The organism is Mesorhizobium sp. M1E.F.Ca.ET.041.01.1.1 (genome assembly GCF_003997355.1).
GTDB lineage: Bacteria > Pseudomonadota > Alphaproteobacteria > Rhizobiales > Rhizobiaceae > Mesorhizobium.
The window spans coordinates 1-6,236 of sequence record NZ_RZSL01000368.1 but is presented as its reverse complement, the minus strand read 5'-3'; the positions used below and the strand labels follow the sequence as shown (position 1 = coordinate 6,236).

The window sequence follows — 6,236 nt, the reverse complement described above, 5'->3', positions numbered from 1 at the left end:
ATCCATGCCCTCGTCTTGTCCCAGAACGGCAGCGGGCTGGTGACGATGTCCTGCATCACGCCCTTGGGGATGACCGCATAGGCTTCGGTGAAGACGGCGCGGCCGGTCAAAAGCTCGTTCTGGCCGGGATGGCCGCCATGCGGCGCGTAGTAGGTTCGCTCGGCCATTTCCATCATATCCATGTGTTGAAGCCTATTGGGGGAGCATGTCTCTCAGCCGAAGCAGCGCGATGCGCTCGACCTGCCTGCAGGCGGTTTCGAACTCGACGCCGCGGCTGTTGCCGATGCGGGCCTCGAACTCGGCCAGGATCTCGTCCTTGGTCTTGCCCTTGACCGCGATGATGAAGGGGAAGCCGAAGGTGGTGACATAGGCGGCGTTGAGTTTCGAGAACAGCTCGCGCTCCTTGTCGGTCAGCGCGTCGAGCCCGGCGGAGGCCTGTTCCTTGGCCGATTCCGCCGTCAGGCGCTTGGCCGCCGCCAGCTTGTCGGCAAGGTCGGGATGGGCGTTGAGCACCGAAAGCCGCTCGGCCTCCGTCGCCGCGCGGAAGACGCGGCAGAGCGCGTTGTGCAGGCCGCCGGCGCTGTCATGTGCGGGCCCAAGCTCCAGCTCGTAGGCGCGCTCGGCGATCCAGGGCGAATGCTCGAACACGCCGCCGAAGGCATGCACGAAGGCCTCGAACTCCATCCGCGACGGCCGCAAAGCCGGCGCCTGGTAAGGATGCGTCTCGCGCCAGTGCTTGGCGATGTCGACGCGCCGGGTCAGCCACACCTTGTCATGCGACTTCACATAGTCGACGAAGCGCTTCAGCGCCGCCACGCGGCCCGGACGGCCGACCAGCCGGCAATGCAGGCCGATGTTCATCATCCGAGGACGCCCCGCTTTGCCCTCGGCATAGAGCGTGTCGAAGCTGTCCTTCAGATAGGCGAAGAACTGGTCGCCCGAGTTGAAGCCCTGCGGCGTGGCAAAGCGCATGTCGTTGGCGTCGAGCGTGTAAGGGATGATGAGCTGCGGCTTCTCCAACCCTTCGCGGTCGAACCAGTAGGGCAATTCGTCGTCATAGGTGTCCGAGACGTAGTCGAAGCCGCCTTCCTCGGCGGCGAGCCGCACGGTGTTGACCGAGGTGCGGCCGGTGTACCAGCCGGTCGGCCGCGCGCCGGTGACCTCGTAATGCAGCCGGATCGTCTCTTCGAGGTCGCGCTTCTCGTCCTCAGCCGCGTGGTCGCGATAGTCGATCCATTTCAGCCCGTGCGAGGCGATCTCCCAGCCGGCCTCCTGCATTGCCACGACCTGATCGGGCGAGCGGGCCAGTGCCGTGGCGACGCCGTAGCAGGTCACCGGCACCTGGGCTTCGGTGAACAGCCGGTAGAGCCGCCAGAAGCCGGCGCGAGCGCCATATTCGTAGATCGATTCCATGTTCCAGTGGCGCTGGCCGACCCAGGGGGCGGCGCCGACGATCTCGGACAGGAAGGCTTCCGAAGCCTTGTCGCCGTGCAGCACGCAGTTTTCGCCGCCTTCCTCGTAGTTGACGACGAACTGCACTGCGACATAGGCGCCACCGGGCCATTTCGGATCCGGCGGATTGGCCCCGTAACCGCGCATGTCCCGTTCGTAACGCATGATCGCTCCTGCCCGATTGTTGGGATGAAGATATCGAAAGGAGTGCGCCAGCATTCCCCCGAAAATTTTTGAAAGTGCTTTTTGCCGCACTCCGCTCGACCGGGACTTATGCATCGCCTTTAATTGGCGCACAATTGACCTGAAAACGTTTGTACCGGGATGGGAGGCGGCCAGTGGCAGAAACGTCGAAAGCCGATGGCGGGCGTCTGACGACCCACGTTCTCGACACCGCGACCGGCAGGCCGGCAAAAGGCCTATCGATCGAGCTCTTCCGCATCGAGCGGCAGGCCCGCACGCATCTGAAGACCGTCACCACCAACGATGACGGCCGCTGCGACGCGCCGCTGCTTGCGGGAGCCGATTTCCGCACCGGCGAATATGAGCTGGTCTTCGCCGCCGGAGACTATCTGCGCGGGCAAGGCGTCAGCCTGCCGCAGCCGGCTTTCCTCGACACCGTGCCGATCCGCTTCGGCATGGCGGAGGAACGGCATTATCATGTGCCGCTCTTGATTTCGCCCTACGGCTACTCGACCTATCGCGGGAGCTGACAGATGGCCGATACCAAAACCCGCAACGAGATACGCTTCATCCTGAACGGCACCGACATCGCGCTGACCGACGTCGCGCCCGATGCAACCCTGCTCGATTGGCTGCGGCTCGACCGTTCGCTACGCGGCACCAAGGAAGGCTGCGCCGAGGGCGATTGCGGCGCCTGCACAGTGCTGGTCGGCAAGTTGTCCGCCGAAGGCCTGGTCTACGAAAGCGTCAATGCCTGCATCCGCTTCATGGGCTCGCTCGACGGCACCCATGTCGTCACCATCGAGCATCTGCGCGGCGACGGCGATAAGCTGCATCCGGTGCAGCAGGCGATGGTCGATTTCCACGGCTCGCAATGCGGTTTCTGCACGCCGGGATTCATCATGTCGCTCTACGCGCTCTGGATGAGGACGCCCAACCCCTCCGATGCGGCGATCGAAAAGGCGCTGCAGGGCAATCTCTGCCGCTGCACCGGCTACGAGGCGATCATGCGCGCCGCCCGCGCCATTTCGAGCTACGGCAGGGCAGCGAAGGATCCGCTGGCGGTGGAACGCAAGGCGATCACCGCGCGGCTGGAAGCGCTGCGCGACGGCGCCAGGGTCGAGGTCGGCTCTGGCAAGCAGCGGCTTATCGTGCCGGCCAATGTCGACGATTTCGCCGCCGTGCTCGAAAAGGAACCGGGCGCCACCATCGTTGCCGGCTCGACCGATGTCGGCCTATGGGTTACCAAGCATATGCGCGACATCTCGCCGGCGATCTTCATCGGCGACCTCGACGGCCTGCGCACGATCTCGGAGGCCGATGGAATGATCACCATCGGCGCCGGCGTCACCTACACCGAGGCCTTCGAGACGCTGTCCAAGCGCATCCCGGCGTTGGGACCGCTGGTCGACCGCATCGGCGGCGAGCAGGTGCGCAACATGGGCACCGTCGGCGGCAACATCGCTAACGGCTCGCCGATCGGCGACATGCCGCCGCCGCTGATCGCGCTCGGCGCGCAACTGACGCTGCGCAAGGGCAACGCCCGCCGCACGATCCCGCTCGAGACCTTCTTCATCGCCTACGGCAAGCAGGACCGTCAGCCTGGCGAATTCGTCGAGTCCGTGCACGTGCCTGTCCCGGCAAAGGGAACGAGATTTGCCGTGTACAAGGTCACCAAGCGCCGCGACGAGGATATCACCGCGACCCTTGGCGCCTTCTATCTGACCCTGGCCAAGGATGGCTCTGTGGCCGATATCCGCATCGCCTATGGCGGCATGGCGGCCACGCCGAAGCGTGCCACGGCGGTTGAGAAGGCGCTGATCGGCAAGACCTGGAGCGACGCGACGGTGGAAGCCGCGATGGCCGAATATGCCAGCGACTTCACGCCGCTGACCGACATGCGCGCGACCGCCGAGTATCGCGCGCTCGCGGCGAAGAACCTGTTGTTGCGCTTCTTTGTCGAGACCACCGGCACCAAGGCGCCGTTCCAGGTCTCACGCTACGAGGCTGCCTGATGACCAAGCACGTCCCCAATCTCAAGGCGCAGAAGATCTCGGGTGGTGTCGCCAGCGACCAGCGGCATGATTCCGCGCACAAGCATGTCAGCGGCACGGCGGTCTATATCGACGACATGCCGGAGCCGGCCGGCATCCTGCATGGCTGCCTGGGTCTTTCCACAGCGACTCATGCCACCATCACCAAGATGGACCTCTCGGCGGTGCGCGCCGCTCCCGGCGTCGTCGACGTGCTGACGGCAAAGGATGTGCCGGGTGAGAACGACATTTCGCCGACCGGACGTCATGACGAGCCGGTGCTCGCCGACGGCAAGGTGGAGTTCTTCGGCCAGCCGATCTTCTGCGTCATCGCCGAGACGCGCGAAGAGGCACGGCGCGCCACCAGGCTGGCCAAGGTCGAATACAGGCAGCTGCCTTTCGTCACCGACATCGCCGAGCTCGACCCGAGGAAAGGCAAGCTCGTCACCCCGCCGCTGACGCTGAGGCGCGGCGACGCGGCCGCGGCAATCAAGGCGGCGCCCCGCCGGCTCAAGGGCAAGATGCGCCTCGGCGGCCAGGAGCATTTCTATCTCGAAGGCCATATCGCCATGGCCATCCCTGGCGAAGACCAGGACGTCACCATCTATTCCTCGACCCAGCATCCGAGCGAAGTCCAGCATATGGTAAGCCACGCGCTGGGCGTGCCAAGCAACGCCATCACGGTGGAAATCCGCCGCATGGGCGGCGGCTTCGGCGGCAAGGAAACGCAGGGCAACCAGTTCGCGGCGCTCGCCGCCATCGCTGCCAAACGCCATCGACGCGCGGTCAAGATCCGGCCGGACCGCGACGACGACATGACCGCGACCGGCAAGCGCCACGACTTCCTCATCGATTATGAAGTCGGCTTCGACGACGACGGCAACATCCTCGGCGTCGACTTCATGTTCGCGGCGCGCTGCGGCTTCTCTTCGGACCTGTCCGGCCCGGTCACCGACCGCGCGCTGTTCCACTGCGACAACACCTACTTCTGGCCGAACGTGCACGCCCAGTCGGCGCCGCTCTACACCAACACGGTCTCGAACACCGCCTTCCGCGGCTTCGGCGGCCCGCAAGGCATGGTCGGCGCCGAGCGCGTCATCGACGAGGTCGCCTTTGCCGTCGGCAAGGATCCGCTCGAGATCCGCAAGAAGAATTTCTACGGCACGAATGGCGACCGCAACATCACGCCCTACCACCAGACGGTCGAGGACAATGTCATCCAGCGCATCGTCGCCGAGCTGGAGGCAAGCTCGAACTATGCGCGGCGCCGGCGCGAGATCAGCGCATTCAACAACAACAGCCGCTTCATCAAGCGCGGGCTGGCGCTGACGCCGGTCAAGTTCGGCATCTCCTTCACCGCCACGCACTACAATCAGGCCGGCGCGCTGGTGCATGTCTATACCGACGGTTCGGTTCACCTGAACCACGGCGGCACCGAGATGGGGCAGGGTCTCTATCTCAAGGTGGCGCAGGTCGTGGCGGAGGAGTTCCAGATCGATCTCGATCAGGTGAAGATCACCGCGACCACCACCGGCAAGGTGCCGAACACTTCGGCCACCGCCGCATCCTCGGGTTCGGACCTCAACGGCATGGCGGCGCAGAACGCCGCCCGCCAGATCAAGGACCGGCTGACCAACTTCGCCTCGGAAAAGTACCAGGTGCCACGCGATCAGGTGCTGTTCCTGCCCAACCGGGTCCGCATCGGCAACCAGGAGATACCCTTCGGCGATCTGGTCAAACAGGCCTATATGGCGCGCATTCAGCTTTCGGCGGCGGGCTTCTACAAGACGCCGAAGATCCACTGGAACCGCGACAAGGGCGAGGGCCGTCCCTTCTACTACTTCGCTTACGGCGCCTCCTGCTCGGAGGTGTCGGTCGACACGCTGACCGGCGAGTACGTGGTCGAGCGCACCGACATCCTGCACGAGACCGGCCGCTCGCTGAACCGCGCCATCGACCTCGGCCAGATCGAGGGCGGCTTCATCCAGGGCATGGGCTGGCTCACCACCGAGGAACTCTGGTGGGACGACAAGGGCCGGCTGCGCACCCATGCGCCGTCGACCTACAAGATCCCGCTCGCCTCCGACCGGCCGAAGATCTTCAATATCAAGCTGGCCGACTGGTCCGAAGCGAACGAGCCGACCGTGCATCGCTCCAAGGCAGTCGGCGAGCCGCCTTTCCCACTCGGCATGTCGGTGCTGCACGCGCTTTCCGATGCCGTGGCAAGTGTCGCGGACCACAAAATCTGTCCGCGCCTCGACGCCCCGGCAACGCCGGAACGGGTGCTGATGGCGATCGAAAGGCTGAAGCAGGAAGCCGCAAAGCCGGCCTGAACGGGCCAAAACGTGCAATTCAGGCCGAAAAACTCTATATTTCGGCATTAGGAATGCAGACGATGAACTCGAAAGTTCAAAGCCTGAAGGCGTTTCTCGGCCAGGCTGGCCGGGTCGCGCTGGTCGAGGTCGCGGCGACGAAAGGTTCGACGCCGCGCGAGACCGGCGCCTTCATGCTCGTCTCGGCATCGGCGATCTTCGGCACCATCGGCGGCGGCCAGCTCGAATATATGGC

At 64.8% G+C, this 6,236-nt stretch carries 5 protein-coding genes and 1 pseudogene; 4 read left to right on the top strand and 2 right to left on the bottom strand.

Features of this window, described 5'->3' with window-relative positions; translation table 11 throughout:
• Positions 1 to 182 (bottom strand): annotated as a pseudogene (locus EOA38_RS40515) ((S)-ureidoglycine aminohydrolase); the annotation flags it as partial.
• A 10-nt stretch (positions 183 to 192) separates the two neighbouring features.
• A complete protein-coding gene (puuE, locus tag EOA38_RS24820) occupies positions 193 to 1,617 on the bottom strand; it encodes an allantoinase PuuE (RefSeq protein ID WP_127300463.1) in 1,425 nt (474 codons plus the stop codon).
• Between the two features lie 173 nt (positions 1,618 to 1,790).
• Here puuE and uraH point away from each other — a divergent pair, with 173 nt between their 5' ends.
• The 4 genes from uraH to EOA38_RS24800 form a co-directional block, all read left to right on the top strand.
• A complete protein-coding gene (gene uraH / locus EOA38_RS24815) occupies positions 1,791 to 2,165 on the top strand; it encodes a hydroxyisourate hydrolase (RefSeq protein ID WP_126090635.1) in 375 nt (124 codons plus the stop codon).
• Between the two features lie 3 nt (positions 2,166 to 2,168).
• Positions 2,169 to 3,650, top strand: a complete 1,482-nt coding sequence (gene xdhA / locus EOA38_RS24810) for a xanthine dehydrogenase small subunit (protein WP_127300462.1) — start codon at positions 2,169 to 2,171, stop codon at positions 3,648 to 3,650.
• Positions 3,650 to 6,001 (top strand): xanthine dehydrogenase molybdopterin binding subunit, encoded by a 2,352-nt coding sequence (gene xdhB, locus EOA38_RS24805; RefSeq protein WP_127300461.1) that lies wholly within the window; start codon positions 3,650 to 3,652, stop codon positions 5,999 to 6,001. The genes xdhA and xdhB overlap by 1 nt, the downstream gene beginning before the upstream one ends.
• A gap of 62 nt (positions 6,002 to 6,063) precedes the next feature.
• Positions 6,064 to 6,236: XdhC family protein (locus EOA38_RS24800; protein WP_281060114.1), on the top strand; the 173-nt coding region annotated here is incomplete at its 3' end.